25 protein-coding genes are annotated in these 25,506 nt (G+C 68.5%); 12 read left to right on the forward strand and 13 right to left on the reverse strand.

Annotation, left to right across the window (positions count from 1 at the left end; translation table 11 throughout):
• The first annotated feature begins 43 nt into the window (after positions 1–43).
• Positions 44–418 carry a hypothetical protein gene (locus tag ALI144C_RS16225; RefSeq protein ID WP_076987917.1) on the forward strand — a complete coding sequence of 125 codons (375 nt, stop codon included), beginning with the start codon at positions 44–46 and terminating at the stop codon, positions 416–418.
• A gap of 2 nt (positions 419–420) precedes the next feature.
• Here the strand turns inward: ALI144C_RS16225 and ALI144C_RS16230 are convergent, their stop codons facing one another.
• The 3 genes from ALI144C_RS16230 to ALI144C_RS16240 are packed head-to-tail and all read right to left on the reverse strand — an operon-like array spanning position 421 to position 3,439.
• A complete protein-coding gene (locus ALI144C_RS16230; protein WP_441297563.1) occupies positions 421–1,413 on the reverse strand; it encodes a VWA domain-containing protein in 993 nt (330 codons plus the stop codon).
• Positions 1,413–2,360: a DUF58 domain-containing protein gene (locus tag ALI144C_RS16235; RefSeq protein ID WP_076987918.1), complete on the reverse strand. Its 948-nt coding sequence runs from the start codon at positions 2,358–2,360 to the stop codon at positions 1,413–1,415. Before ALI144C_RS16235 ends, ALI144C_RS16230 begins: the two co-directional genes overlap by 1 nt.
• The gene (locus ALI144C_RS16240) at positions 2,360–3,439 is read right to left on the reverse strand and encodes an AAA family ATPase (RefSeq protein ID WP_076987919.1); all 1,080 of its coding nucleotides are present in this window, start codon (positions 3,437–3,439) and stop codon (positions 2,360–2,362) included. The genes ALI144C_RS16235 and ALI144C_RS16240 overlap by 1 nt, the downstream gene beginning before the upstream one ends.
• Before the next feature lie 219 nt (positions 3,440–3,658).
• On the opposite strand from ALI144C_RS16240, the gene ALI144C_RS16245 reads away from it, so the two are divergent.
• Complete coding sequence (locus ALI144C_RS16245) at positions 3,659–4,255, forward strand: DUF5655 domain-containing protein (protein ID WP_076987920.1); 597 nt, start codon at positions 3,659–3,661, stop codon at positions 4,253–4,255.
• 46 nt (positions 4,256–4,301) lie between these two features.
• Here the strand turns inward: ALI144C_RS16245 and ALI144C_RS16250 are convergent, their stop codons facing one another.
• From ALI144C_RS16250 to ALI144C_RS16275, 6 genes are all read right to left on the reverse strand, one after another.
• Entirely contained in the window at positions 4,302–4,577 is a 276-nt protein-coding gene (locus ALI144C_RS16250; protein WP_076987921.1) for a GlsB/YeaQ/YmgE family stress response membrane protein, read from the reverse strand.
• Between the two features lie 82 nt (positions 4,578–4,659).
• Positions 4,660–5,601, reverse strand: a complete 942-nt coding sequence (locus tag ALI144C_RS16255; RefSeq protein ID WP_076987922.1) for a TAXI family TRAP transporter solute-binding subunit — start codon at positions 5,599–5,601, stop codon at positions 4,660–4,662.
• Positions 5,598–6,956 (reverse strand): sensor histidine kinase, encoded by a 1,359-nt coding sequence (locus tag ALI144C_RS16260; protein ID WP_076987923.1) that lies wholly within the window; start codon positions 6,954–6,956, stop codon positions 5,598–5,600. The genes ALI144C_RS16255 and ALI144C_RS16260 overlap by 4 nt, the downstream gene beginning before the upstream one ends.
• A gap of 1 nt (position 6,957) precedes the next feature.
• A complete protein-coding gene (locus ALI144C_RS16265; RefSeq protein ID WP_076987924.1) occupies positions 6,958–7,617 on the reverse strand; it encodes a response regulator transcription factor in 660 nt (219 codons plus the stop codon).
• A 12-nt stretch (positions 7,618–7,629) separates the two neighbouring features.
• On the reverse strand, positions 7,630–8,922 hold the full coding sequence (locus ALI144C_RS16270; protein ID WP_076987925.1) for an MFS transporter: 1,293 nt from the start codon (positions 8,920–8,922) through the stop codon (positions 7,630–7,632).
• A 382-nt stretch (positions 8,923–9,304) separates the two neighbouring features.
• Positions 9,305–10,435, reverse strand: a complete 1,131-nt coding sequence (locus tag ALI144C_RS16275; protein WP_076987926.1) for an HNH endonuclease signature motif containing protein — start codon at positions 10,433–10,435, stop codon at positions 9,305–9,307.
• 481 nt (positions 10,436–10,916) lie between these two features.
• Between ALI144C_RS16275 and ALI144C_RS16280 the strand changes: the two genes are divergently transcribed.
• A complete protein-coding gene (locus tag ALI144C_RS16280; RefSeq protein ID WP_168211262.1) occupies positions 10,917–11,030 on the forward strand; it encodes a DUF2238 domain-containing protein in 114 nt (37 codons plus the stop codon).
• A gap of 19 nt (positions 11,031–11,049) precedes the next feature.
• Here the strand turns inward: ALI144C_RS16280 and ALI144C_RS16285 are convergent, their stop codons facing one another.
• Entirely contained in the window at positions 11,050–13,515 is a 2,466-nt protein-coding gene (locus ALI144C_RS16285) for an FtsX-like permease family protein (RefSeq protein ID WP_076988004.1), read from the reverse strand.
• Between the two features lie 203 nt (positions 13,516–13,718).
• Here ALI144C_RS16285 and fabG point away from each other — a divergent pair, with 203 nt between their 5' ends.
• The 3 genes from fabG to ALI144C_RS16300 all read left to right on the forward strand — a co-directional run bounded on the left by fabG (position 13,719) and on the right by ALI144C_RS16300 (position 16,369).
• Positions 13,719–14,423, forward strand: coding sequence for a 3-oxoacyl-[acyl-carrier-protein] reductase (fabG, locus tag ALI144C_RS16290; RefSeq protein WP_076988005.1), 705 nt, complete (start codon positions 13,719–13,721; stop codon positions 14,421–14,423).
• Positions 14,424–14,448: 25 nt separating this feature from the next.
• Positions 14,449–15,216 carry an enoyl-ACP reductase FabI gene (gene fabI, locus ALI144C_RS16295; RefSeq protein WP_076987927.1) on the forward strand — a complete coding sequence of 256 codons (768 nt, stop codon included), beginning with the start codon at positions 14,449–14,451 and terminating at the stop codon, positions 15,214–15,216.
• Positions 15,217–15,325: 109 nt separating this feature from the next.
• On the forward strand, positions 15,326–16,369 hold the full coding sequence (locus tag ALI144C_RS16300; protein WP_076987928.1) for a ferrochelatase: 1,044 nt from the start codon (positions 15,326–15,328) through the stop codon (positions 16,367–16,369).
• A gap of 41 nt (positions 16,370–16,410) precedes the next feature.
• Here the strand turns inward: ALI144C_RS16300 and ALI144C_RS16305 are convergent, their stop codons facing one another.
• The gene (locus tag ALI144C_RS16305; RefSeq protein ID WP_076987929.1) at positions 16,411–16,809 is read right to left on the reverse strand and encodes a hypothetical protein; all 399 of its coding nucleotides are present in this window, start codon (positions 16,807–16,809) and stop codon (positions 16,411–16,413) included.
• 134 nt (positions 16,810–16,943) lie between these two features.
• Between ALI144C_RS16305 and ALI144C_RS16310 the strand changes: the two genes are divergently transcribed.
• From ALI144C_RS16310 to ALI144C_RS16335, 6 genes are read left to right on the forward strand one after another with little or no spacing between them, the layout of a single operon-like run.
• Positions 16,944–18,200, forward strand: coding sequence for an ROK family transcriptional regulator (locus tag ALI144C_RS16310; RefSeq protein ID WP_076987930.1), 1,257 nt, complete (start codon positions 16,944–16,946; stop codon positions 18,198–18,200).
• Positions 18,201–18,225: 25 nt separating this feature from the next.
• Positions 18,226–19,569, forward strand: coding sequence for an extracellular solute-binding protein (locus ALI144C_RS16315; RefSeq protein ID WP_076987931.1), 1,344 nt, complete (start codon positions 18,226–18,228; stop codon positions 19,567–19,569).
• 7 nt (positions 19,570–19,576) lie between these two features.
• Positions 19,577–20,566 carry a carbohydrate ABC transporter permease gene (locus ALI144C_RS16320; RefSeq protein ID WP_076987932.1) on the forward strand — a complete coding sequence of 330 codons (990 nt, stop codon included), beginning with the start codon at positions 19,577–19,579 and terminating at the stop codon, positions 20,564–20,566.
• Entirely contained in the window at positions 20,563–21,450 is an 888-nt protein-coding gene (locus tag ALI144C_RS16325; protein WP_076987933.1) for a carbohydrate ABC transporter permease, read from the forward strand. Before ALI144C_RS16320 ends, ALI144C_RS16325 begins: the two co-directional genes overlap by 4 nt.
• A gap of 5 nt (positions 21,451–21,455) precedes the next feature.
• The gene (locus tag ALI144C_RS16330) at positions 21,456–22,733 is read left to right on the forward strand and encodes a 6-phospho-beta-glucosidase (protein WP_076987934.1); all 1,278 of its coding nucleotides are present in this window, start codon (positions 21,456–21,458) and stop codon (positions 22,731–22,733) included.
• Positions 22,730–23,830: an N-acetylglucosamine kinase gene (locus tag ALI144C_RS16335; protein ID WP_083753094.1), complete on the forward strand. Its 1,101-nt coding sequence runs from the start codon at positions 22,730–22,732 to the stop codon at positions 23,828–23,830. Before ALI144C_RS16330 ends, ALI144C_RS16335 begins: the two co-directional genes overlap by 4 nt.
• On the opposite strand, the gene ALI144C_RS16340 is transcribed toward ALI144C_RS16335, so the two are convergent.
• On the reverse strand, positions 23,720–24,514 hold the full coding sequence (locus ALI144C_RS16340) for a hypothetical protein (protein ID WP_076987936.1): 795 nt from the start codon (positions 24,512–24,514) through the stop codon (positions 23,720–23,722). The two genes, ALI144C_RS16335 and ALI144C_RS16340, sit on opposite strands and share 111 nt — an antisense overlap.
• A 13-nt stretch (positions 24,515–24,527) precedes the next feature.
• Positions 24,528–25,493 carry a quinone oxidoreductase family protein gene (locus ALI144C_RS16345; protein WP_076987937.1) on the reverse strand — a complete coding sequence of 322 codons (966 nt, stop codon included), beginning with the start codon at positions 25,491–25,493 and terminating at the stop codon, positions 24,528–24,530.
• Positions 25,494–25,506: the final 13 nt, after the last annotated feature.

Here is a 25,506-nt window from a genome sequence, read left to right on the forward strand (position 1 = left end):
ACACCGCTGATCGGCTTCGGTAGGACGTGGCGGATCAGACCGGATGACGCTCGCACGGCTCGCACTGGAGGTCGCGACGGCGGCTGGTATTTACGGACTCATACCAGCCGGTGAGTTCCGGCGAAGCGGATCGGTTTCGGCCTACTGCCTGGGCCTTGGCCTGGACACACTGACTCTGACGGCAACCATCCTGACCGTGGTGGTGATGGACGACACCGTCTTCGACGACCTTTTCGGCGAGACGGTTCGCATCAACACCGAAGGCGTTCTTGTCACAGCTGCCGACGCGAGCTCAGTGTCGGAAGGGCTGCCTTTCGCGGAAGAAACGATTCAACGGCTACTGACTTCTGAACCCATGGCGTCACCTGGAGCGTGCATTCTGTCGTGGGCATGGAGGTACCGCGACACCATCTTGTGAAGTCACGGCAGCCGCTGTCCGATGAACAGCGCGCTGGCGGCGGCGCTGATCGCCGCGACAGTGCCCAGGATCAACCACGGCCTGCTGGCGTCGGCGTCCTTGATCTCGTACCCGATCTGCTCGCCGAGCGTGTCGTACACCTTGCGCAGTTCGTCGGCGGTGGCGGCCTTGTAGAACTCGCCGCCGGACAGTTTCGCCACCTGCTCGAGCGACTCGTCGTCGACCGGCACCGGGGTGCGCCTGCCGTCGATGTCCACAGTGCCGTCGGTGGTGCCGAACGAGATCGTGGAGACCGGGATCTTCATGTCCGACGCGGCCCGCGCCGCGGTGAACATGCCGCGGGGGTCGTCCTGGTTGTCGGTCGGGATGGTCTGCTTGCCGTCGCTCATCAGCACGATCCGGGCCGGGGGTGGCCCGTCCTGGCCGCTGACGACCTGCGAGAAGCTCTCGATCGACTGCAGTCCCGAGAAGATGGCCTCCCCGGTCGCGGTGGACTGGGCCAGCCGCAGCGTCTCGATGGCCTTGACCACGCCCTGGCGTGAGGTCGTCGGGGAGACCAGCACGGTCGCGGTCCCGGCGAACGAGATCAGGCCGAGGTTGATGCCGGGGGTCAGCCCGCTGGCGAACGACTTCGCCGCCGCCTGCGCGGCTTCGAGCCGGTTGGGTTTGACGTCCGTGGCCTCCATCGACAGCGACACGTCGATCACCAGCATGACCGTGGCCCGGTTGCGCGGCACCCGCGCCTCGGCCGTCGGCCCGGCCAGCGCGATCGTGAACAGCGTCAACGCGGCCAGCAGCAGCGCGATCGGGATGTGCCGCCGCTTGCGGGCCCGCTGCGGCGCGACCTTCTCCAGCAGGGCGAGGTTGGTGAACCGCATGGTGTTGCGGCGCCGTTTGCGCTGCAGCAGCACGTAACCGGCGACGAGCGCGGCCACCGCGATCAGCAGCACGAACCACCAAGCGTCGGCGAACCTGCCGAAGCTCAAGCCGAACATCAGGCAGCACCTCCTCCGGACCAGCCACGTTTGCGGGCCACGACGAACCGCACCGTGTCGGCCACCCAGTCGGAATCCGTACGCAGTACCAAGTGCCCCGCACCGGCGCGGCGGATCGCCGCCGCGACCTCGGCACGGTGCTGCGCGGCGGCGGCCGCGAACTCACGGCGCAGCAGCGGTGTGGCGTGCACCTCGCGCTGACGGCCGCTCTCCGGATCCGCCAGCACGATCGTGCCCACGTCGGGCAGGTCGACGTCGCGCGGGTCGACCACCTCGACGGCGATCAGGTCGTGCCGCGCCGACAGGCCGCGCAGCGCCCGTTGCCAGGTCACGTCGCCGAGGAAATCGGAGATCACCACGACCAGTCCACGGCGGCGCGGCGGGCGCCGCAGCTGCTCGATGAGCGTGGCCAGGTCGCCGATGGTGCCTTCCGGCGCCCGCGGCGTCTCCGCGACCTTGCGAACCATGCCTCGCGCGTACGCCAGGCCGCCACGCGCCGGGATGCGGACCGTGTCCTTGCCCGTCGAGACCACAGCCCCGATCCGGTTGCCACCGCCCCTGGTCAGGTGGGCGACGGCGGCGGTCGCGGCGATCGCCAGGTCACGCTTCTCGCACGCGGCCGTGCCGAAGTCCAGGCTCGGGGACAGGTCGATCGCCAGCCACGTCTCCAACTCGCGGTCAGCGACCGTCTCACGGATGTGCGGCGTGGTCGTCCGCGCGGTCACCGCCCAGTCCATCCGGCGCACGTCGTCACCCGGCTGGTAGGGCCGTGCCTCGCCCGGTTCGGTGCCGGGACCGGGCACCAGGCCGAGGTGGTTGCCCTGCAGCAGGCCGTCCAGCCTGCGGCGGACGTCCAGTTCGAGCAGGCGCAGCCCGGCTTCCATCCGGTCGCCGCGCAGGATCGGCGGCGTCCACGACGGACGCTCGGTGCTCTCCTTCTCGCTCATTACCGGGGTGCCGCGCCCGCAGGTGCGTGCAGGCCTTGCTGGGGTCCTTGTGGGGGCCCTTGGTTGGGCCCGGCCTGCTGGGGACGCGCCGACACCTGCGGCAACGGCACGGTCTGCAGGACACGCGTGATGATGTGGTCCAACGGGACACCGTCGGCCAACGCGTCATACGACAGCACCAGCCGGTGACGCAGCACGTCTGGCACGACGTCGACGACGTCCTGCGGCAGCACGTAGTCACGGCCACGCACCAGCGCCAGCGCACGCGCGGCGGCGACGATGCCCAAGCTGGCACGCGGCGAGGCGCCGTAGGCCACCCAGCCCGCGACGTCGGTCAGGCCGTGGTCGGCGGGGGTACGCGTGGCCAGGACGAGCCGTACGACGTAGTCGACCAGCGCGTGGTGCACGAATACCTTCGACGCCACGCCTTGCAGCCTGGTCAGCTCGGCGGGTGAGAGCGCCTGGGCGGGCTCCGGCGGGGTGACGCCCATCCGGTAGACGATCTCGCGCTCTTCCTCAGCCGTCGGGTACTCGACGATGATCTTGAACAGGAACCGGTCGCGCTGCGCCTCCGGCAGCGGGTAGACGCCCTCGTTCTCGATCGGGTTCTGGGTGGCGAGCACGAGGAACGGGTCCGGCATCGGGAACGTCTGGCCGCCGATGGACACGTGCCGCTCGGCCATCACCTCGAGCATCGCCGACTGCACCTTGGCCGGCGCGCGGTTGATCTCGTCGGCCAGCACGAAGTTGGCCACGACCGGGCCGAGTTCGACGTCGAACGACTCGGAGCCCTGCCGGTAGATCCGGGTGCCGAGGATGTCGGCGGGCACGAGGTCGGGCGTGAACTGCACGCGGGAGAACGATCCGCCGACCACCCGCGCGAACGTCTCGACCGCCAGCGTCTTCGCCACGCCGGGGACGCCTTCGAGCAGCAGGTGGCCCTTGGCCAGCAGGCCGACGAGCATCCGCTCGACCAGCCGGTCCTGCCCGACGATCACCCGTTTGACCTCGAACACGGTGCGTTCGAGCAACTGGGCGTCACTGGCCGGGGTGTTCGTCCCGGCCTCGGGTTCCGTCACGGGCCAACCTCCAACAAGACACGGTTCTCCGCCGCGACCCATCGAAGCCGATCAGCGGTGTGACCTCTGTGAAGACACCGGCGCCCGGGATGTGCGGTCAAAGACGCCGACGCCGGCAGGCGATGGTTGATACTGGGCACCGTCGCGGCGACAAGCGCCGCGGCCAGCGCGCTGTTCGTCGGGCAGCGGCTGCCATAAGGCGGTGTCCGGGAGGGCGTGATGGTCGACGCCAAGGACTGGCGGCAGATGCACGAGTGGTCCGCCCAGTTGCTCAAGCGTCAGACCGGCCATGACGTGGACGACTGGAACGTCAGGATCAGGGAAACCGGCATCACGTCACGCGACGAGCTGCAGCAGTGGCTCCGCACCCGCAACATCAACGGGTACGCCCAGCAGCTGCTGATCATGGAGCGCTTCGGGTACCCGGACTTCCTGCTCAAGACGGCCGAGGAGCTGGTGGCCGACCAGTTCGCCGACCGGGAGCACCTGCGGCCGGTGTTCAACGAGGTGATCGAGGCCGGGGTCGGCATCGCCAACCAGGGCCTGGTCGAGGTCCAGGCCCGCAAGTCGTACGTGACCCTGCGAACCAGGCGCCGCAAGTTCGCGATGGTCAAACCGACCACCAGGACCCGGGTCGACCTCGGCCTGCGGATCGTCGACCTGTCCGGCGGCCACCAGCGGTTCGCCGCCCGTCTCCAGTCGGCCAAGGTCCTGCGCGACGACGCCATGACGCACCGGATCCCGCTGGCCAACGTGCACGAGGTCGACGACGAGGTGTGCTACTGGCTCGCGGTGGCGTTCGAGCAGAACACGTGAGCAGGGGCGGCTCCCGCGGGAACCGCCCCTGCTCAGGTGTCCGAAGCTATCTGTTGGCCTTGCGTGATCCCATCGCGCCGGAGACTATGCCGACGAGGATGATTGCGGCGCCGAGCTGGAAAAGCAGCTCTATCCAGTCGATCCCTTTGGTGTCCTGGACGCCGAACCACTTCGCGACCAGGCTGCCGAGGAACGCCGCGATGATTCCGACGACGATGGTCAGCCAGATCGGGATGTTCTGCTTGCCCGGCATGATGAGCCGGGCCAGCGCGCCGATGATCAGGCCGATCACGATCGCGCCGAGGATCGATTCGATGGTCATCGCACACTCCCTTGAGTGCAGTTTCGTCCTGTGACTACAGTCGCAGGAGTACCCCGGATCCGCACCTTGAAAGTGCGAACTGTTATCCGTGCAGGTCGCGGTACATCGCGGCGGCCCCGGGGTGCAGCGGGACGCCCGCGGTCGCGATGAGGGTTCGTGAGTCGAGGAACTGGGTACCGAGCGCTTGCTGCGGCACGAGTTCCGCGGCCCGCCTGACCAGCACGGACACGATCGCGCCCGCGATCTCGTCCGGCAGCGAGGGCACGCAGACCAGCAAGTTCGCCACGCCGATCGTCCGAACATCCCGCACGTACTGGTAGGCGCCCGAGGGAACGACGACGGAGTCGTACACCGGACCGTGCCCGGCTCGCAGCCGTGGGGCGACGTTGTCCAGTGCGACCAACCGGATCCCGACCGCGGCGTCCAGTTCGGCCAGCGCGGGGGTCGGCACCCCGCCGGACCACAGCAGCGCGTCGACCCGGCCGTCGGCGAGGCTCGCGACCGCGTCGGCCAGGGGGAGCCGGGTGACGCGGGGCTGGACGTCCGCGACCTCGACGAGGCGGTCACCGAACAGCGCCGCGCCCGACCCGGAGGCGCCCAGCGACACCGCGCGGCCGGTCAGGTCGGCGATGCCGCGGATCGGCCCGTTCGCCCTGACCACCAGCTGCATGTAGTTCTCGTAGACGCGGCCGAGCGCCCGCATCGGCACCTGTGTCGCGTATGGACGGTTACCGGCCAGCGCGGTCTGCGCGGTGTCGGCGAGCACGAGCGCCAAGTCCGCCTTACCCGCCCGCAGCAACTCCACGTTCGCCTGGCTCGCCAGCGTGCTCTGGGCCACGCATTCCAACCCGGGCTCCGTCTCGGTGATCTGCGTGGCGAGCAGCCGGGCGAACGCGAGGTAGAACCCGCCTTCCTCGCCCGCGGCGATGGTGAGTGTCCTGGACGGACCGGAGTATTCGGTGCCACCGCAGCCGGTGAGGGCGGCGAGACCGGCGAGCAGCACCGATCGCCTGGCTACAGTCATGCGGACTCCAACGGCAGCGTGATCCGGACGGCGAGGCCGTGCGGCTGGGCGGCTTCGACGGTCATCTGGCCGTCCCGTGAGGAAACCAGCCGTTCCGCGATGGCAAGGCCAAGGCCGGTGCCGCCCGTGCCCGCCTGGCTGGAACGCCAGAACCGCTGTGTCGCCAGGGCGATATCCTCCGGTGGCAGGCCGGGGCCGTTGTCGGACACCGTGATCGTCCCGTCGGCGCAGGCGAGGTCCACGCGCGCGCCACTGCCCGCGTACTTGACGGCGTTGTCCAGCAACACATCCAGCACCTGGCCGAGTTCGCTGTCCGGCATCGCGACGATGAAGTGCTCGACGCCTGCCAGGTGTAGCGCGACGCCTGACCGGTCGGCCGCGGCGTGCCAGGCGTCGTGTCGTTCCACGAGGACGGTCGCGGCGTCGCAGGTGTCCTCTACGGTCTCCCGGTAGTCCGCGTTGTCCGCGGTCGCGAGCGCCAGCAGGCCGTCGAGCAGCGACTCCATTCGCTCGACCTCCGCGACGCACCCGTTGTAGGTCCGAAGCCCGTCTGGTTTCACCTGTCCGGCAAGGGAATCCACGCGCAGCCGGAGCGCGGCCATCGGGTTGCGCAGCTGGTGCGAGGCGTCCGCGACGAGCCTGCGCTGCTGTTCGGAGGCCTCCGCGACGGCGTCGGACATCTTGTTGAACGACGCGCCCAGCGCTCGCAGCTCACGCGGCCCGGCGCTGGCGGGCACGTGTGTGCGCTCCTCGCCCGCGGCCAAGGCGAGCACACCGTGTTCCAACTGGGCCAACGGCCGCAGTACCCACCGGGACACGACCAACGCCAGCAAAGCGAACACCAACGCGGCGACCATCGCACCGACGACGATCAGCAGCCAGTCATGGGCCACATCGGACGCCGCCGACGCGACCGACGCCTTCAGAACCACCGCGCCCGCGACACGTGTTCCGGCGCCGACCGGGCGTGCCAGCAACAGGTTCTCCGACGACCACGGCCGCAGCTCCGACGGCTTCGGACCCGGCTGGTTGCGCAGCGCGCTGTCGATCAACGGCAGCACGTCCTGGGCGCGCAACCCACCGGTGGCGACGACCTGGCGTTTGCGCGTGTCGACCACCAGCACGGATTCGCCGTACAAGTCCGAGTACGCCTGGATCTCCAGGGCCAGCTGTTGCGTGTCGCCGGTGTCGTCGGCCTGCTGTGCCAGCGCGGCGAACCGGTCCAGTTCCGCCGTCCGCGAGATCAGCAGTTCCTGAGTGCGGGACGCCGCCGTGCTCTCCAGCAGCGGCCACGCGAAACCCGCGACCGCCGCTGCGGACAACAGGAACAGCACCAGCAGCAGGCGCGTCCGCATGTCATTCACCCAGCCGATAACCGAATCCCCTGATCGTGGTGAGCAGCCCGGGGCGCTTGAGCTTGCCCCGCAACTGGGTCATGTGCACGTCGAGCGACCGGGAGATCGCCAGGTAGGCGTCGCCCCAGACCTCGTCCATCAGCTGCTGGCGGCTGACCGCGGTGCCCAACCGCCGCGCCAGCACCGCCAGCAGTTCGAACTCCTTGGTGGTCAGCGAGATCTCCTCGCCGCCGGCGATCACCCGCCGGGCGGACAGGTCGATCCGCACGTCCGCGACCTGCACCACGTGGTGCAGGGCGGCCGCGGAACGGGCAGCCCGGTGCATGATGGTGTCCATCCTGGCCAGCAACTCGGCCAGCCGCACCGGTTTGACCACGTAGTCGTCCGCGCCGAGCCGCAGCCCGCGGACCACCGAACGTTCATCGCCGCGCGCGGTCAGCACGAGCACCGGCACGTCCGCGACCTTGCGGATCATGCGCAGCACCTCGAGCCCGTCGGTGTCGGGCAGGCCGAGGTCGAGCAGGATCAGGTCGGCGTCGTGGTGCCGGGTCAGCGCGTCGGCGCCGCGGCTGACCCGGGTCGGTACGTGCCCACGGGCGGCCAGCGCCTCGATCAGCGCCTCGCCGACACCCTTGTCGTCCTCGACCAGCAGAACCCGCACGGCAGTCGTCCTTTACGTGGTCTTCTCCAACTCGGTCGAGGAGGAGGTCTCCCGCATTGTCCAGTACACGACGAGCGAGACGAGGACGCACGCCGTCACGTACCAGTAGAAGAGCGATTCGACGCCTGCCTTCTTCAGGCCCAGCGCGATGTACTCGGCGGTGCCGCCGAAGACCGCGACGGTCAGCGCGTACGGCAGTCCCACGCCCAACGCCCTGATCTTCGTCGGGAACAGCTCGGCCTTCACGATGGCGTTGATCGACGTGTACCCGGTGACGATCGACAAGCCGACCATCATCAGCAGGAACGCCACGACCGGGTTGTTCGTGTGGGACAGTACCGTCAGCAACGGAACCGTGGCGACCACTCCGCCGATGCCGAAGAACAGCAGCAGCGGCCGCCGCCCGATCCGGTCCGACAACCGCCCGGCCAGCGGCTGGATGCCCATGAAGACGGCGAGGGCGATGAAGTTGACCCAGGTGACCGTGCCCTTGTCGATGTGGCTCGTGTTCACCATGAAGTTCTTCAGGTACGTGCTGAACGTGTAGAACGCGACGGTGCCGCCGAGCGTCAGGCCGACCACGATCAGGCATTCCCTGGGGTAGCGCAGCAGAACGCGGATCGTGCCGCGCTCGCCTTCCTTGGTCTTCTCCTGCTGGTAGCTCTGGGACTCCTCCATACCGCGGCGCAGCCACATCACCACGATCGCGCCGACAGCACCGACAGCGAACGCGATCCGCCAGCCCCATGTGGTCAGCTGGTGTTCGGTGAGCACCTGCTGCAGCACGATCTGCAGGCCCAACGCGACGAGCTGGCCGGAGATCAGCGTGACGTACTGGAAGCTGGAGTAGAAACCGCGTTTGCCCGGAGTGGCCACTTCGGACAGATAGGTCGCGGAGGTGGCGTACTCCCCGCCGACGGAAAGTCCTTGCAGCAGACGGGCCAGCAGCAGGATGACCGGCGCGGCGACGCCGATCGAGTCGTACCCGGGGGTGAGCGTGATCAGCAGCGACCCGACGGCCATCATGACGACGCTGAGCGTGAGCGCGTTGCGTCTGCCGAACTGGTCGGCGAACCGGCCAAGCACGTAACCGCCGATCGGCCGCATCAGGAAGCCGACCGCGAAGATGCCCGCGGTGTCCAGCAATTGGGCGGTCCGGTCGCCCTGGGGGAAGAACGTGCTCGCGAAGTAGATGCTGAACGCGGTGTAGGCGTACCAGTCGTACCACTCGATCAGGTTGCCGATCGACCCGCGCACGACGTTGCCGACCACCCGGCGCTCGCTCACCTGGCTGGCTGTCGCCATGTGTGGGGACCTCCTTGTCACGACGGTCTCACCATCGGTGGCGGACCCCTCCCGTGACAATGCGCGAGAGCCAGACCTAACAGTCGCTTAGTGTTCCTAATAGAAGGTCTGAGGTGTCGGTAGCAGATCACGCATGCGGCCAGGCCGAGGAAACGCCTCGTGGATGTCAGCGCCGCGCTCTCAGCCAGCAACAACGGGCTGGTAGGTAACCAACACAGTGCACCCAGCGCCGGAAACCGAACCCCGGGCTGGAAACCGCACTCCAACGTAACCAACAGCGCAAAGCAATCAGACATTATCCGTTAAAACCAGCCCCGGCGACAAGCAGGCCACAAGGAGGCAGACCGTAACTCAACCGTGGCCACCGCTGGAAAGCAGGCATCTAAAACGGCGGAACGTCATACCCAACGGGCGTGGTAAGCACAGTCCTACGGCCTGGAGTGGTAAAAGCCAGCACCCCGGGCATCACCTGATCCATCCGCCAGGTAGTGCGCTGCCGCATCAAATTGTGGCGCTTACACAACATCGCGACATTCCCCACCCCGGTCACGCCACCCTCGGCGTAGGGGACCGAATGATCGACCTCGCACCGCTGCGCCACCACCGCGCACCCAGGCTGCCGACACACCCGGTCGCGGGCCTGGACGAACCGGGTCAACCCCGGTGAGGCGAACCGTCGCCGACTGACTTCCAGCACCTGCCCGGCGGGATCGGTGATCACCCGCCGCCAGGTCGCGTTCCGCGCCAACTCCCGCGCGTACTCGGCGGTGATCGGCCCGATCCCGCTGATCTCCCCGGGTTCCTGGTTCAATCCCATCAACGTGGTCATCGGCACGACCACGTTCACACTCACCCGCGGCCGGTCAACGTCTTTGCCGCCGATCAAGTCCATGAACACCTCCGCCCGCGCCCTCGCGAGATTCCCGCTCGTTCCTTGAGCGTGCTCAGCCAGTAGATTGATGTGCTGGTACGCCAACTCCGCCTCATGCGGCTGCAAATGGACAGTAAGACTCGAGGTCCCGTCGGCCCGATGCCACCGGGTGACATCCCGCTGCGCTTTCACCGCCAACCGCCGCTGTTCGGCCCCCTGCGGGTCCGCCCGGATGACTTCGCGCCGCAGGACGTGCTTGAACCGGGTCAGGTTCTCCTGCCGACCACCCGCCAACACCCGCTTCTCCACCCGTGCGGCCTGATCATCGTCCAACTCAGTGGTGTACTCGCGCACGGCTTTGGCTCGCATGACGTCGATCTCGCCGGTGGTCAGTGCCGACACCGTTCCCGGCAGGCGGGTCACCAACTCCTGGGCCTCGTGCAGGTGTTTGGCGGTGGTGTTGGGGCTGACCGCCAATTCCAACGCGATCTCTTCTGCCGCGCCGTCGCCGATGGTGATTCCGCTGCGCCGCGGTGGGGTCAGTTCCGCGAACCGGGCATACGCCTGCACGATTTCGCCGTCGATCTGGTTACGTCGCCGGTGACGGTCCACCAAAAAGTCGAGAACTTGATCCCGTGTCATCTCGGTGAGCGGGATGTGTGGTGGTTGACCTACTGGACGGAATGGAACAGCGAGCTGTTCGGGCATATGTCCAGTTTATCGGAAACAGTGCTATTTTACCAGCGGTGGCCACGGTTGAGTTACGGTCTGCGTACTTGTGGCCTGCTTGTCGCTGGGGCTGGTTTTCACGGATAATGTCTGATTGCGTCAGCGCTGTTGGTTGCGTTGGAATGCGGTTTCCGGCCGGGGGTTCGGTTTCCGGCGCTGGGTGCACTGTGTTGGTTACGTACCAGCCCTTTTGTGTTGGCTTGGAGTTCCTCATTGAGGTTGTGACGTGTCGGTGGCAGTCCGCGCATGTGGTCAGGCCGACCGCCAGCGGGATGCCGCCGCCCTCGGTGATCACGTAGTGCTTGGAGCCGCGCCGGGCGCGGTCGACTGAACTCGCCCCGCTTGTGGGCCGCGGCGCGCCGCCCGCGCATGCGACCAGTCCAGCTTTCTGGCCGTGTTCAGCTCGGCCAAATGCGTCTCGGGCAGCCGCCGGGAATGGGCTGAGGCGTACAACGGTCAGCAGGGCGACATGTGGGACCCGCACAAGGACATGGCGCTCGCTGACTGACCGGACGCGTTCGGACTGACTACTGGGTCGCCACGGTGTCCACCGGGCGCGTGCGCAACGCGACCCACGCGGGCAGCATCACGGCGGCCATCGTGAGCAGGGCGGCGGCTCCCGACACCACCAGGAAGATCCAGAACGGACCGTACGGCACGACGGAGCCCAACGCGGAGATGCTGAACGGGATCAAGGTGCCCGCGGACACCACGGTGCCGAGGATGATGCCGGACAACGTGATCGCTGTGCCCTCCACACCGACCATCCGCAGCACCTGGCCGCGCCGGGCGCCGCTGAGCCGCAGCAGGCCGAACTCCCTGCGCCGGTCGGCCGTCTCCACCACCAGGGTGTTGATCACCGAGATCGCCGTGTAGAGGACGATCATCCCGGCCAGCAGGTAGTTGATCATCGCGCCGGTTTCCAGCTCCTTATCGTACGACTCGGTCAGCGTCGAGCGGTCGGCCACGCGTGCCTCGGGGAACCGGGCGGCGAGCCCGGAGATGTCGCCTGCCACCATGATCTGGCCCGGTGCGCCCTCGGACGTGTGCCCGGCGAGCAGTTGGGCGGGTGCCAGCCCGACCTCGTAGCCCTGCCTCGGCTTGATCACCGCCGCGACGGACACCCGCTCGGTCCCGCCGTCGCCGAAGCGCATCGTGATCCGGTCGCCGACCTTCACGTTCATCGCCTTGGCGTGGTCGACGGGCAACGCGATCGAGCTGCCGGACAAGTCGGACAAACTTCCCGAGACCACGGGGATCGCGGTCAGCGCGGACCCCGCCGCGGAGATGCCCTGCAGTTCGAGACCGTCGTCCTCCTCGAGTTCACTGTCGTACGGGCTGATCACGTGCCCCCTGCCGGTGACCCACTCCGAAGCCGCGGTGACTCCCGGCGTTGACCGCACGGCGTCGACGACATCGGGGGAGAAGCCACCCGTCGTCGACACCAGCACCGCGTCCGCCCGCAGGTCCTCGGTGTACGCGCGCCGCGACGACTCGGCCGTCGTCGTCTGCAGGTAGATCTGCGCGAACGCGAACCCGGTGGCCAGCATGACCGGCGCGACCGCGGACGCGAGCCGCACCGCGCGCACCCGTGTGTTGGACGCGGCCAGCGAGCCCGGGACCCTGGTCAACACGCGGATCGGTACCCGCAGCACCGCCATCACGGTCTTGGTGAGCCCGGGGGCGAGCAGCGTGAACCCGGTGGCCCAGCAGATCACCGCCGGTCCGGCGGTCGCCGCGGCGAGCGGGCCGGACAGCACCGTCACCGTCAGGATTCCCAGCGCGATACCGCCGCCGAACGACAGGATGGCGAAGACCAGCCGGGTGGGCGTCAGCCACTTGCGCTGCACGGCGGCCTCCGCCAGCGCCTCCGTCGGACGGGTCCTGGCGGCACGGCGCGCGGCGGCGAGAGCCGCGACCACCCCGGCGAGCACGGCCGTGCCGACACCGACCACGGACGGGATCCAGCCCTGGTGGAACTCGAACACCGGGCTGACCGCGCCGTAGTCGCAGAGCCGGTCGAACAGGAACTTGCCGACCCACGAGGCCGGGATCCACGCGGCGAGCGTGGCCAGCGCCGACACGATCAGCGACTCGCCGAAGACCATCCGCCGGATCTGGCCCGGTGTCGTGCCGATCGCCCGCAGCAACGCCATCTCCCGCTTGCGTTGCTGCACCGACACGTTGAACGTGCTGGACACCACCATCATCGAGACCATCACGGCGAACCCGCCGAACACACCGGCCAACGTGATCAGCATGTCGCTCTGTTTCGCCGCCGCCGGGTGCTCCGGCGCCCCGCGCTCTTCGCCTGTCAGCACCTTCACCGACGAACCGAGCGCGTCTTCCAAGCTGTCGCCGAACGCCGCCGTGTCCGTGCCGGGCGACACCACGACACCGAGCGCCAGCAGCCGTCCGAACCGCTCCGCGTCCGAGTCGGCGAAGTAGACGACCGACTGCGGCGACGTACCGGACACTGTGTACTGCGAGACCCTCCCGCGCACCGAGATGTCCACACGCGACCCGACCTGCTTGCCCGCCGCGGCGGGCACGACGACCTGGCCCGGCTGCGGCGCCCCGCCGCTGATCCCGGCGAGCGCCGCCGACGTCCAGTTGTGCCCGGTCGTGGGGCCCGCGCCGACGAGAGTCGCCGGAAAGGCGACGTCCGGCACGACACGCGCCACACCGGCGACAGCCGAGACCTTGGCGGCGAGATCCGCCTGCAGCGGCACGTCTTCCGACAGCTTGCCGTACTTGAGGTCGACGTCACCGTCCTCATCGGGCTGCTTGTCGGTCGGCAGCGGGAACGACCGGTCGGCGACCACCACCGCGTCCGCACCGGCCAGTCGCTGCGGCGGGATCGCGGTCCGGATGCCCGTCTCCATCAGGCCACCGCACGCCATCACGATCGACGCGCCGAAGAACAACGCGATGAACGTGGCGACGAATCCGCCCTTGCGGTAACGGAGTGTTCTCAACGTCAGGCGCAGCATGATCGCGGTCCGTCCCAAATCTTCAGCCGATTGTTTGTGGCTTGACGCTATTGCTGCGGACGGTGCCCGACCCATGGTGCGGAACCGACCGTTTGAGGTGGGGTTAGCCCCACCACAAGAGTCGGCCCGGATGCATCGGACCAGCTAGTAGGCGGCTAGCCTGTGGCACCGGCAGAGCGTCGGGGCGTCGCGAGGAGTTGAAGGTGGCACGGTCGGTATTGGTCACGGGCGGTAATCGCGGTATCGGTCTGGCGATCGCCAGTGCGTTCGCGGAGCAGGGCGACAACGTCGCGGTCACGCACCGCGGCTCCGAGACGCCGGAGGGCCTGCTCGGCGTCAAGTGCGACGTGACCGACGCCGACCAGGTCGACGCGGCGTTCGCGGAGATCGAGGAGAAGCAGGGCCCGGTCGAGATCCTGGTGTCCAACGCGGGCATCACCGACGACACGCTGCTGCTGCGGATGTCCGAGGAGCAGTTCTCCCGCGTGCTCGACGCGAACCTGACCGGCGCGTTCCGGGTGGCCAAGCGCGCGAGCCGGGGCATGCTGCGCAAGCGGTGGGGACGGCTGATCTTCATCTCGTCGGTCGTCGGCCTCAGCGGCAGCGCGGGCCAGGCGAACTACGCGGCCAGCAAGGCCGGGCTGGTCGGCTTCTCCCGTTCGCTCGCCCGGGAGCTGGGCAGCCGCAACATCACGTCGAACGTGATCACACCGGGTTTCGTGACCACCGAGATGACCGCCGTGCTGCCGGACGACCGCAAGCAGGAGATCCTCGGCCAGGTCCCGCTCGGCCGGTACGCCGAAACGGCGGAGATCGCGTCGGCCGTCACGTTCCTGGCATCGGACTCGGCCGCGTACATCACCGGAGCCGTGCTGCCCGTCGACGGCGGCCTCGGCATGGGCCACTGAACAGATCACAAGGGAGACAAGACAAGTGGCAGGACTGCTCGAAGGCAAGCGGCTGCTGGTCACCGGCATCATCACGGACGCCTCCATCGGGTTCTCCGTGGCCCGCATCGCGCAGGAACAGGGTGCGGAGGTGGTGCTCACCGGGTTCGGCCGGATGAGCCTCGTGCAGCGCATCGCGCAGCGGCTGCCCAAGCCCGCGCCGGTGATCGAACTGGACGTGACCAACTCCGAACACCTGGACACGTTGGCGGACAAGGTTTCCGAGCACGTCGACGGGCTCGACGGCGTGGTCCACTCGATCGCGTTCGCGCCCCCGTCCTGCCTGGGCAACCCGTTCCTCGATGCGCCGTGGGAGGACGTGTCCGCCGCGGTGCAGGTGTCGGCGTACTCGTTCATGTCGCTGTCCAAGGCGCTGCTGCCGTTGCTGCGCGAGGGCGCCTCGATCGTCGGCATGGACTTCGACGCGCGCCAGGCGTGGCCGGCCTACAACTGGATGGGTGTCGCCAAGGCCGGTCTGGAGTCCGTGACCCGCTACCTGGCGCGGGAACTGGGCCCTAAGCAGGTGCGGGTGAACCTGGTGGCGGCCGGGCCGGTGCGCACGATGGCCGCGAAGTCCATCCCGGGCTTCAAGGACCTGGAGGACCAGTGGTCCGTGCGCGCGCCGCTGGGCTGGAAGCTGGAGGACTCGGAGCCGGTCGGCAAGTCGGTGTGCGCGCTGCTGTCGGACTGGCTGCCCGCCACGACGGGCTCGATGGTCATGGTCGACGGGGGATTCCACGCGGTCGGGATGTGACCTCCCGCCTGCCGTCATCGTCGGTGGCGCGGCGGCTTCGAGTCGCCGCGCCACGACGTCAGGCTGTCCCGGCGTGCGGCGCCCGGACGACGTTGGGCAGGATGGGGGAGTGAGTTTCGATGCGCTGCTGTGGCTGTCCTTCGGTGGGCCGGAAGGACCGGCCGACGTCCGGCCGTTCCTGGAGAACGTGACGCGAGGCCGAGGTGTGCCGCCGGAGCGGCTGGACGAGGTCGAGCAGCACTACCAGCACTTCGGCGGGGTGTCGCCGATCAACCGGCTCAACCGCGAGGCGATCGCGGCCGTGGAAGCGGAGCTGACGGCACAGGGCGTGAAACTGCCGGTGTACTTCGGCAACCGCAACTGGCACCCCATGGCGGAGGAAACCGTCGGCACGATGCTCGCCGACGGCGTACACCGCGCCCTGGTGTTCCCCACCAGCGCCTACGGCGGCTACTCGGCCTGCCGCCAATACGACGAGGACATCGAGCGCGTCCGCGCGGCCGTAGGCCAGAACGCACCCGAACTGGTGAAGCTGCGGCAGTTCTTCGACCACCCGCTGTTCATCGAGTCCTTCGCCGACGCGACCCGCGAAGCCCTGGCGACTCTCCCCGAAGACGCCCGCCTGGTGTTCACAGCCCATTCGGTGCCGGTGTCGGCCGACAAGGCGGCGGGCCCGCCGTCGGAAGGCGGCGGACGCTACTCCAAGCAGGTCGAGGAAGCATCCCGCCTGGTGGCGGCGGCGGTGGGCGTGCCAGAGTACGACGTGGTCTGGCAGTCCCGCTCCGGACCGCCCCAGATCCCCTGGCTGGACCCGGACATCGTCGACCACATCGAAGCACTGCACGCGCAGGGCGTCGCGGCGGTCGCGGTCTGCCCGATCGGGTTCGTCAGCGACCACCTCGAGGTGATCTGGGACCTGGACAACGAAGCTGCGGAGAAGGCACAGGAATTGGGCATGGCCTTCGCCAGGGTGGCCACGCCGAACAGCGACCCCCGCTTCGCCCAGCTGGTCGTGGAGCTGATCCGCGAACACACCGAAGGCATCGAACCCCGCAAACTCTCCCCGGGCTTCACGGCGGCAGGCTGCACGGTGAACGGTGCGCCCTGCGCCCCACTGTGCTGCGAGCCGGTCAAGAGGCCGACGAGGCCCTAAGTGGTCACGATCCCCCGACGAACTTCCGATCGCAACCACCACTAAGGACCCTCATCGCGAGGAACCACAGGAGTCTTGTCCACGAACCAGAAGTAACTGGACGAGTTGCCGTGCCCGAGCAGGGCCCGCATGAACACCGGGCCCTCCGATGGCAGGACCATCCGCCGCTGCTGTTCGAACGCCGCGCCCTCGACCATGAACCGCCGGGCCGACCGGCCGCGCTCGTGGTCGAGCACGGTGAACTGGACGCCGTCCTGGGGAGACCAGTCGAACGAGGCCAGCGGTAACGGCGGAGCCCCGCGCTCGCGCCCCCACGTGCAGTAGACGACCTGAGTCGGCTCGTAGCCCTCAGGCGGCATCGCCGAGTCGCGGCCGGGGCTGGCCACGGACGCGTCTTCCCCGGTCTTCAGCTGCTGTTCGGCCTCGCTTTGCTGCCACATGGCAGCACCGTAACCCGGGGGTCCGACATCTCGCTCCGGTCACCGCTCTTGACCGCCACCTGCTGGGTGACTACGGTCACCACAAATCGTCTGGGAAGTTACCAGATTAATTTGACCCTAAACCGGGAGCCGAGTTGAGAGCCGGGAGTCCGCGGCTGCTGCGCGAGATCAACGACCGCGCGGCCATCGACGCGTTGCTGCGCGATGGCCCGCTGACCCGATCCGAGCTGGAGTACGCGATCGGCCTGTCCAAGCCTGCCACCGCGCAACTGCTGGCCCGCCTCGAAGAAGAAGGTGTGGTCGTCAGGGAAGGCCTGCGTGGCGGCGGACGGGGGCCACGCGCCCAGCTGTGGGCGGTCAAGGGCGCGGTCGCGCACGTCGCGGCGATCGACCTGACGCCGCGTGGCGTGGAGATCGCGATCGCCGACATCTCCGGCGCCGTGCTCACCGAACACCGGCAAGCTGTCCCGCCAAGGGGAACAGCCGACGAGGTGCTGCGCAACTTCCGCGAAGCCACTGCCGCAGCGGCTCAAGCCGCCGGGCTGACCCTCAAGGATCTGCGGCACGTCGTGGTCGGCACGCCCGGCGCGGTCAACCCGCGCACCGGGCACCTGTGGTTCGCCCCGCACCTGCCCGGCTGGGAGGGCTTCGACATGCCCGGCCGGATCGGCGCCGAACTCGGGGTGCCCGTCACGATCGAGAACGACGTCAACCTGGTCGCGCTGGAGGAGATGATCGCCGGGCAGGCGACGTCCGCGCGCAGCTTCGTGATGGTCTGGCTCGACCACGGCATCGGTGGCGCGATCGTGGTCGACCGCAAGCTCCTGCGCGGCGCCACCGGCGGCGCCGGTGAGATCGACTGGATGCACGTTCCGGACCGCGCGGCCGCCGACACCGGCATTCCCGCGACCGGCACGCGGTTCGGGGACCTGGTCAGCTCCCCGAACGTGGTGAAACTGGCCAAGGCGTACGGCATCGCCGCGCGCAACGGCTGGACAGCCGTGACCAAGGCTGTCGCGATGACGGCCGACGAAAACAAGACTTCCGCACACCAGCAAGGGGAGCAGTTCCTCGTCGACCTGGCGCGCCGGGTCGCCACGGGCGTCGCAGGCGTCGTCAGCGTGGTCGACCCGGAACTGGTGCTGCTGTGCGGGAAGACCGGCTTGGCTGGTGGGGAGACCCTGTGCCGGTTGATCAGTGCGGAGTTGCGGGACATGGTCGTACCCCGCACTCCGGTGGCGTTCAGCGCGGTTGCCGGCAATGCCGTGCGGGCAGGCGCTCTGCACTCCGCTCTCGCCGTCGTCCGTGAGCAGGTCTTCGGGCTCACCGGCGACGTCACAGAACCCTCTCGCCGCCAGGACGCCAGTCCCTTGGCGACTGCGTCCGAATAGTTTCCTAGGTCCCCCAGGAGGGCAAATGCGCAAGGCCCCCATCCGAGTTCTGCTGGCTTCGGTGGCATTACTCGTCGCTTCGTGCTCAGGTGCGGCAGGCGGCGGAGGTGGTGGTGGCAGCGAGCCGGGTGCCGCGCCCGCGAAGGACGCGAACCTGACGCTCGTGGTCTACAGCAAGTTCACCGACCGGGAGGAGAAGGCGGTCACCGCGGCCCTCCAGTCGTTCACCAAGAAGTACCCGAACATCAAGATCGACCACAAGGGCAACCAGGACGACGACAAGCTCACCCAGTCGATCCAGAGCGGTTCCGCGCCGGACGTCGCCATCTCGTTCTTCTCCGACAACCTCGGCAACTGGTGCCTCAGCGGGGCTTTCCAGGACATGAAGCCCTACATCGACCGCGACAAGACCGACCTGAGCGTCATCCCCAAGCAGGTCCTCGACTACACCCAGTACAACGGCAAGCAGTGCTCGCTGCCGTTCCTCGCTGACGTGTACGGCTTCTACTACAACAAGGACCTGTTGGCGCAGGCCGGGTACAACGCGCCGCCGAAGACCACGGCCGAGCTGCTGGAGTACACCAAGAAGATCACCAAGTTCGCGGCGGACGGCTCGATCGAGGTCGCCGGTTTCATCCCGTCGATGCCGTTCTACGCCAACGAGGCGCAGATCTGGGCGCCGATGACGGGCGCGAAGTACATGAACGGCCCGGACGGCAAGTCCAACATGGCCGGCAGCCCGGAGTGGAAGGAGCTCTTCGAGTTCCAGAAGCAGCTCGTCGACTTCTACGGCAAGGACAAGCTCGAGCGCTTCAAGGCGGGCCTCGGCGACCAGTACTCGCCGGACAACGCCTTCCACAAGGGCAAGCTGGCGATGATGCTCGACGGTGAGTACCGCAACGCGTTCATCGCCGACACCGCGCCGAACCTGAACTACGGCACCGCACCCGTGCCCGTGTCGCCGAGCCGGACCGCCTCCTACGGCGGCGGGTACTCCACCGGCACCATCATCGGCATCCCGAAGGGCGTCAAGAACCCCGGCGCCTCGTGGGAACTGATCAAGCACGTCACGTTCGACACCGACACCCTCGTCGAGCTGTCCAACCAGATCAAGAACCTGCCGAGCACCACCGAGTCGCTCAAGTCGCCGAACCTGAAGGTCAACGACCAGTTCAAGACCTTCCTCGACATGTACGGCAGCGGCAAGCTCCAGTCCAACCCGGCGACGCCGGTCAACGCCGCGGCGATCAAGGCAGCCAACGACTTCGCCTCGCGGTGGGTCGCCGGTCAGGAGCCCGACCTGGCCGCCGGTCTGGCGAAGGTCGACGCGCAGATCAACGACGAGCTCGCCCAGAAGCTGGGCAAGTAGCAAGGCGATGACTGCAACGCTCAGCCGTCCGGACACGGACCCGGCGCCAGTCCCCGCAAAGGGACTGGGCCGGGTCCGGTCCCGCCGCCGGTGGGTCGTGGTCGGGTTCCTCGGCCCCGCGGCGCTCGGATTCCTCATCTTCTTCGGCTACCCGCTGGTCGCGACGGTGTACTTCTCGTTCACCCGGTACGACCTGATCAACCCTCCACAGTGGATCGGGGTCGGCAACTACGTCCGGATGTTCACGACCGAGCCGCTCGTCGGCACGGCCGCGTACAACACGCTCTGGCTGGTGATCGTTCTGACGATCTGCCGTGTGCTCTTCGCGCTCGGTGTGGCGTCGGTGATCTCGCGGCTCAGGCGCGGCGTCGGTCTGATCAGGACACTGTGCTACATGCCCGCGCTGGCCCCGCCCGCCGCGGCCACGCTGGTGTTCGTGTTCGTGTTCAACCCGGAGTTCGGTCCGGTCAACCGGTTCCTGCGGTGGGTCGGCGTCGACGGCCCGCTGTGGTTCAGCGACCCGGCGTGGTCCAAGCCGTCGCTGACCCTGTTGGTGCTGTGGGGATCCGGCGAGCTGATGATCGTCATCCTGGCCGCGCTGCTCGACGTTCCGCACGAGCTGCACGAGGCCGCGGCGCTGGACGGCGCGGGCCCGGCCCGGCGGTTCTGGCACATCACGCTGCCGAGCATCTCGCCGGTGCTGATGTTCGGCGTGGTCAACTCGATGATCTTCTCGCTGCAGTTCTTCACACAGGCGGTGGTCGCCGCGTCGGCGGCGTCCGGGCAGTCCGACGTGGCCGGTAGTACGCAGTACATCGGGGCACCGCAGAACACCACGCTGACCTATCCGATCTGGTTGTACGTCCAGGGCTTCCGGTACTCCAACATGGGTTACGCGGCGGCCATGGCGGTACTGCTGTTCGTCGTCTCCGCGGCGTTCACCCTCGTGTTGGTCAGGCAGTTGCGCAAGGCGTCACACGCGGAGGAGTCAGCATGAGTGTGACACTGGAACGCCCGCGCACTGGCGGATCGCCGGTTGTCCAGCGGCGCAAGCAGTCCTGGCAGCGAACGCTGTACTGGATCGCGACGCACGCGGTGGGTATCGCGCTCGGCGTGATGTTCACGCTGCCGGTGCTGCTGGTCCTGCTGACGTCGTTCATGGAGAGCGACCAGGCGATGACGGCGAGCGTGTGGCCGACGGTCTGGCACTTCGAGAACTTCGCCGAGGTGTTCGAGCGGGCACCGATGCTGCGGTACATGATCAACAGCTTGCTGTACTCGCTGCTGGCCACCCTCGGCATCCTGGTCTCGGCGGTCCCGGCGGCGTACGCGTTGGCGAAGCTGAAGTGGCGCGGTCAGAACCTGGCGTTCTCGCTGGTGGTCGTCGCGATGATGCTGCCGCCGCAGGTGACCGTCGTGCCGCTGTTCGACCTGTGGGTCCGGATGGGGCTGACCGGCACGCTCGCCCCGCTGATCGTGCCGTACTTCCTGTTCGACGCCTTCAGCATCTTCCTGCTGCGCCAGTTCTTCCTGACGATCCCGAAGGACTACCTGGACGCGGCGAGGATCGACGGCTGCTCGGAGTTCCGGGTGCTGACCAAGGTGGTCATGCCGATGGCCAAGCCGGGCATCGCGGCCGCCGCGATGTTCTGCTTCCTGTTCACCTGGAACGACTACTTCGGGCCGCTGCTCTACACCGCGGAGAACCGCGAGAGCTGGACGCTGTCGCTGGCCATCGCTTCCTTCCGGGGAATGCACCACGTCGAGTGGAACCTCACGATGGCCGCGACCGTGCTGACGCTGTTGCCCGCGATCGTGTTGTTCGTCGTGGCGCAGAAGTCGCTTGTCAAGGGGATCACGTTCACGGGAGTGAAGGGTTAGGGACGATGAGACTGACCGTTGTGGGTGGCGGATCCACTTACACGCCGGAGCTGGTCGACGGCATAGCCGGCAGGCGAGCCAGTCTGGACGTCGACGAGATCGTGCTCGTCGACCCGGACACCCACCGGTTGCGCATCGTCGGCGACTTCTGCCAACGACTGCTCGAGCACGCCGGTCACCCGGCGAAGGTGCTGACCACCTCCAGCCTCGAGCAGGGTGCCGAAGGTGCTTCGGCGGTGCTGCTGCAACTGCGGGTGGGCGGGCAGAAGGCCAGGCGGTCCGACGAGACGTTTCCGCATGCCTGCGGGTGTATCGGTCAAGAGACGACTGGGGCCGGTGGCCTGGCCAAGGCGCTGCGCACCGTCCCGGTCGTGCTCGACATCGCCGAGCGCGTGCGCAGGGTGGCCGGGGACGACACGTGGATCGTCAACTTCACCAACCCGGTCGGCATCGTCACGCGGGCGCTGCTCGAGGCCGGGCACCGCGCGGTCGGGCTGTGCAACGTGGCCATCCACCTGCAGCGGCAGTTCGCCGCGCTGTTCGGTGTGGACACTGACGCGGTCCGACTCGACCACATCGGGCTCAACCACCTCACGTGGGAGCGCGGTGTGCACGTGACCACCGCGGACGGGACCGTCGACCGCCTGCCCGACCTGCTCGGCGAGTTCGGCGAGCACCTGGCGGCCGAGATCGGCTCGCAGGTCGACTGGATGCGCCGGATGAACGCGGTGCCGTCCTACTACCTGAAGTACTACTACGCGCACGACGACGTGCTGGCCGACCAGCTGGAGAACCCGCCACGGGCGGACGTCGTCATCGAGGTGGAGAACGAGTTGCTCAAGCTGTACGCCGATCCCGCCGTGGTGACCAAGCCGGAGAGCCTGGCCAAGCGCGGCGGCGCCTACTACTCCGAGGCGGCCGTGCAGCTGGTGCACGCGCTGACCGGCGGCGGACCGCCGGAGGAGCACGTGGTGAACGTCCGCAACAACGGCGCCATGCCGTTCCTGCCGGACGACGCGGTGATCGAGGTTCCGGCCACTGTGGACTCCAGCGGCGCGGTGCCGTTGCCGGTCAAGCCGGTCGAGCAGCGCTTCGCGGGTCTTATCTCGCACGTGACCGCGTACGAGTTCCTCGCGCTGGACGCGGCGCTGCGCGGCGGCCGCGACCGGGTCGCGGACGCGTTGCTGGCGCACCCGCTGATCGGCCAGTACAAGTTCGCCGACCGGCTGGCGGACGAGCTGATCGCCGCCAACCGTGCTGATCTGCCGTGGGCCAACGCATGACGGCCCCTGCTCCGGACGCTGTCGTCATCGCCATCGACGGTGGCGGCAGCAAGACCGACGTCCTGCTCGTCGACGCGTCGGGCGCGATCCTCGGGCGCACCCGGGGACCCGGCGCGTCGCCGCAGGTCGTCGGTCTCAACGAAGGTCTGGACGTCTTCGAGCAGCTGGTGGTCGACGCCGCGAAGCAGGCGGGCCTGCCGGGCAGGCCGCCGTACGGCACGCACACCGCGGCCTACCTCGCCGGTGCCGACCTGCCCGCGGAAGAGGAGGAGCTGGTCGCGGCGTTGACCGAACGCGGCTGGTCACCGTCCATCGTGGTCGGCAACGACACGTTCGCGATGCTGCGCGCGGGAACCACCGACGGCGTGGGTGTCGCGGTGGTGTGCGGCGCGGGGATCAACTGCGTCGGGGTCGCGGCGGACGGTCGCGTGCACCGGTTTCCGGCCCTCGGCAAGATCTCCGGCGACTGGGGCGGTGGTTTCCAGCTCGGGTCGGAGGCGCTGTGGTGGGCGGTGCGCGCGGGCGACGGGCGCGGCCCGAGCACCGACCTGCTGCCCGCGATCGTGGCGCACTTCGCTGCCAAGGACATCTTCGAAGTGGTCGAACGGCTGCACTTCGAGAACCTGCCGCGCGAGGCCATCCACGAGCTGTGCCCACTGCTGTTCGAGGTCGCCCGCGCCGGTGACGTGGTCGCGCAGGGCGTGGTCAAGCAGCTCGTCGACGAGATCGGCACGATGGTCGGCACGACCATCCGCAAGCTCGAGATGGCCGGGGAGGCGCCGACGATCGTGCTCGGCGGTGGCGTGATGACGGGCGTTTCGCGCGATGTCATCGATGTCATCGAGCAGCAGTGCGTCGAAGTGGCACCGCGTGCCGAGGTCAGGGTGGTGGACATCGCGCCAGTCGTCGGCGCCGCGCTGCTCGGTCTCGACGCGATCGGCGCGTCGACCACAGCCAAGACACGGCTGCGGACGAGCGCCGTCGGCTCAGTGGCGTCCGGCGTGGTCGGACAGCACCCGGACGGCCTCGTCGATGGCGGCGCACCGGGCGATCCGGATGGCGTTGGCGAGCGGGCGGAGAGCTTCGGAGCGTCGTAGCGTCGCGGAGGACGACATCGCACCGCCGGGGTCGTCCTCCGCTGCCACTTCCAGCATCACGGCGACCTCGGTGGCGCGTTGCCACACGCGCAACGCCTTCTGCGGCATGCCGATCGGCCACCGCGCCCGCGCGCTGGCCGCGACGCGTTCCTTGATCTCGTGCCGCACACCGGAACGGTTGCTGCTCAGATCCAGCGACGCCAGCGTGCCCGCCGCGTCACGCATCGCGGTGGACAGATTGTGGTCGGCCTCACCCAGCGGCGTGTGCTCGCCGGGAGACGTGGTCGGCAGGTCGAACACCGTCCACCGGATGACGCTGTCGGCCACGGTCTCCGGCACGATCGCGACGCCCGCTTCCGGCAGCGTGACCGCCTCGCCGACCCGCACGGCCTCGCTGGCGAGCCTGGCGGACCCGCCGAGCCCGCGCACATCACCCGGCACGGGGATGACCAGCCGGGCTGTGGTGGCGCCCGCCTTGCGCAGCGCCGCCAGCAGCGCGGCCAGTTGTCCCGCGCGTTCGTCCCTCGCGGGCAGTTCCAACGTTGTCGCGGTTCCTTCGTCGTCCGCTACGACCTCGTGCATCTCGGCCCAGACAGCGAGCGCGTCGAGTGTGTCGTCGGGTGCGGCGACTCCGTGCAACCAGGCGGAGCCCCACACAGCGAACGTGGCACTGGGGAATGGCACAGCGGCAGCCTACCTAGGGCAGGAGCAACAACTTGCCCGTGGTGGCGCGCGACTCGATGTCCCGGTGCGCCTGCTCGGCCTCGGCCAGCGGATAGCGCATGCCGATGCGCGTTTTCAGCCGCCCGTCGCGGACCATGCCGAACAGGTCGGCGGTGTGCCGCAGCAGCGCCTGTTTCGTCGGGATGTGGTCGTGGAAGACCGGGTAGGCCACTTTGACGCTGTGGGGGAGGTCCCGCAGGTTCACCGTCGGCACCGCGCCGATCAGCGGTCCGAAGTACAACAGTGTTCCGTTGCGGCGCAGGACCTTCATCGAGGCGTGGAACGTGGTCTCGCCCGCGCCGTCGAACACCGTGTGCACACCTTCGCCGCCGCTGAGGTCCAGCACCGGTTCGACGAAGTCCGGGCCGGTGGACACCAGCACCTCGTCGGCGCCCACCGCGCGGGCGATGTCCGCCTTGGGTTCGCTGGACACCAGCCCGATGACCCGTCCGCCCCGCGCCTTGACGAGTTGGACGAGGTTCTGGCCGACGCCACCCGCTGCCGCGTGTACCAGCGTGAGCTGGCCCGGCGACACCGGCGCCGCTTCGGTGGCGAAGTGGTGGGCGGTGAGGCCTTGCAGCATGATGCTCGCCGCGACCTCGTCGGTGATGTCATCCGGTACGGGCACAGCGCGATCAGCCGGAAGCACCAACTGCTCGGCGTACGAGCCGTACGCGTAGGCCCACGCCACCCGGTCGCCTACCGACAGGCCGGTCACGCCCTCGCCCAGTTCCACGACCCGCCCGGCGCCTTCCACACCGGGCACGACCGGGACACGGCCGTCCGGCGGGCCGAACCGGCGCGTCCCGGTGTCCATGAAGTTCACCCCGGCCGCCGCGACCGCCACCCGGATCTCGCCCGGCCCGGGGCTGGGGTCCGGCTGGTCGGTGATCCGCAGCCGCTCCGGGCCACCCGGTTGTTCGATCAGTATCGCTCGCATGACCCCACCATCG

This window comes from Actinosynnema sp. ALI-1.44, assembly GCF_001984155.1.
Classification (GTDB): Bacteria; Actinomycetota; Actinomycetes; order Mycobacteriales; family Pseudonocardiaceae; genus Kibdelosporangium.